At 72.0% G+C, this 2,480-nt stretch carries 1 protein-coding gene; it reads left to right on the forward strand.

Annotated features, from left to right (window positions below):
• Positions 1-2,480: CHAT domain-containing protein (locus AW06_RS19140; RefSeq protein ID WP_034953627.1), on the forward strand; the 2,480-nt coding region annotated here is incomplete at both ends.

Consider the following 2,480-nt stretch of genomic DNA (forward strand, 5'->3'; position numbering starts at 1 on the left):
AGCGCGCGCAGCGAATCGAAGAACAACTCGCCGCCTGGGGATGGTCACTCTACGGCGCCGCCCTGCCAATGTTGCCGACCGCCGAAGTGCTCAAGTCCTGGGCCGCGCTCGGTGGCTCGTGCGGCACGGGCGGCTTGGGCAGTGCCGGCAAGAGGCGCCTCGCGCGCCGTTTCTCGGTCGAAGTCGACAGCGCCAGCGACGCCGGCACACCCGAAGAGCAAGTGCTGTTGGCCCGCGAAGCCGCAACGCTCCTGCTCGGCCTGCCGTGGGAACTCCTGCACGACGGCCGCGGCTACCTCTTCCAGGGTGGAGAGCCGGTGCGCGTGCGCCGCCGGCTGCCGAGCGAACAGCCGGTGCCGGTCGCCGTCCTCGCCACCCCGATTCGCGTTCTGCTCGCCAGCCCGCGGCCGGAAGACGACGCGTGTTCCTACATCGACCTCCGCGCCAGCGCCGGGCCGCTGGTCGACGCGATGGAAGCGCTCGCCGGCCAGGTCGAAGTGCATCTCTTGACCCCGCCGACGCTGCCCGCCTTGCGCGACGAACTCGATCGCGCCAAGCGCGCCGGCCAGCCGTACCACGTCCTGCACTTCGACGGCCACGGCGTCTACGACCGGCACGCCGGCCTCGGCGCGCTCTGCTTCGAAGACCCGGAAGACGTACGCCCGCGCGGCCGGCGCCGGCACACCAACGTCCCCTCGCCCGAACTCGGCGCGCTCCTGCGCGAATACGGCATTGCGCTCGTCTTCCTCGAAGCGTGCCAGAGCGCGCAGGCCGAAAGCGCCAACGAATCGGTCGCCAGCGCCCTGCTCAAGACCGGCGTCGGCTGGGTGGTCGCCATGAGCCACAGCGTCCTCGTCGAAACGTCGCGGCGCTTCGTCGAATCCTTCTACCGCGCCTTGAGCCAGGGCCAACGCGTCGGTTCCGCGATGCTCGCCGGCCAGCGCGAACTGCAGGACAACCCGGTGCGCGGCCGCGTCTTCGGCGTCGGCGAATTCCGCCTGCAGGACTGGTTCGTCCCCGTCCTCTACCAGGACCGCGACGACCCGCCGCTCTTCCGGGAAATGCCCAGCCCGCAGACGAGCGAAGACTGGCGTGCGCGCCTCAGGAAGCGCCTCGGCAAGCTGCCGGAGCCGCCGGCGCACGGCTTCGTCGGTCGCAGCCGCGAACTCCTCGCGTTCGAACGCCTGCTCGCCGGCGAACGCTACGCCGTCGTTCGCGGCCAGGGTGGCGAAGGCAAGACCGCGCTGGCCAGCGAGTTCGCGCGCTGGCGCGTGCGCGCGCGGCAAGTCGCGTGCGCCACCTTCGTTTCGCTCGAAACGCACGGACACGCGCCCGCCGTGCTCGACGCCCTGGGTCGCCAACTGCTCGGCCAAGGCTACAGCGTCGCCGCGCATGCGTCGTTCGACGCGGCGCTGGCCGAGGTCGAGCGTCCACTGCGCGAGCAGCCGACGCTGCTCGTACTCGACAACCTCGAGAGCGTGCTGGCGCCGCCGTTCGCGCTCGACCGAGGAAACGGGTCACACGGCGCCACCGCCGAAGATGGCGCCAGCACGCCCAGCGACGCCGGCGAGGACAGCGCGCTCGCCTCCGACGAACGCGAGCGCGCCGACGAGATCCTGCGTCTCGCTGCGCGGCTGCTCGCCTGCGGCGAGACGCGCGTCGTCTTCACCAGCCGCGAAGCGCTGCCGGTGCCGTTCGCCGGCGCAACGCAGCGCCTCGAGCTCGAACGGCTCAGCCGCGCCGACGCCGTGCAGCTCGTCGAACGCGCGCTCGGCCTCGACGTCGCCGGCATGGGCCACGCCGCCGAGGCGCAGCGCGCCGAGATCGAGTCGCTGGTCGACGCCGTGCATGGGCACGCGCGCACGCTCGCGCTGCTCGCGCCGGCGCTGCGCGAACGCGGGCCGGCGGCGACGCAAGCCGCGCTGGTCGAATTGATCGAAGCGATGGAGCGGCGCTTCCCAGGGCAGCGCGAGCATTCGCTGCTGGCCAGCGCCGAGCTGTCGCTGCGCCGGCTGCCGCCGGGGTTGCGCGAACGCGCGCCGGTGCTCGGCGTTTTCCACGGCGCCGTCGATCTCGATATGCTGCGGCACATGACCGGCTGGGAGGCGGCCGAGGTGCAGGCGCTCGGCCAGGCGCTGGTCGCCACCGGGCTGGCGAGAGGCGAAGCCTACAACCATCTGAGCCTCAACCCGGCGCTGTGCCCGTATCTCGCAGCGCAACTGGTGCCGGCGGCGCGCGCGGCGCTGGCCGAGCAGTGGACCGAGGCGATGCGGCAGTATGCCGAGTTCCTGCGCCGCGAGCAGTCGAAGAACAGCGAAATGGCCGCCGCGCTGACGCTAATGGAACTGCCGAACCTGATGGCGCTGCTCGAGCGCGTCGAGCACGCCGGCGATCCCGAAGCGACGATCGACCTGACGACGACGCTGCACACGCTGCTGCAATACCTGAACCGGCCGCGGCTGCTGGCGCGCGTCGCGCAG

The sequence above is a fragment of the Candidatus Accumulibacter cognatus genome (assembly GCF_000584975.1).
GTDB lineage: Bacteria > Pseudomonadota > Gammaproteobacteria > Burkholderiales > Rhodocyclaceae > Accumulibacter > Accumulibacter cognatus.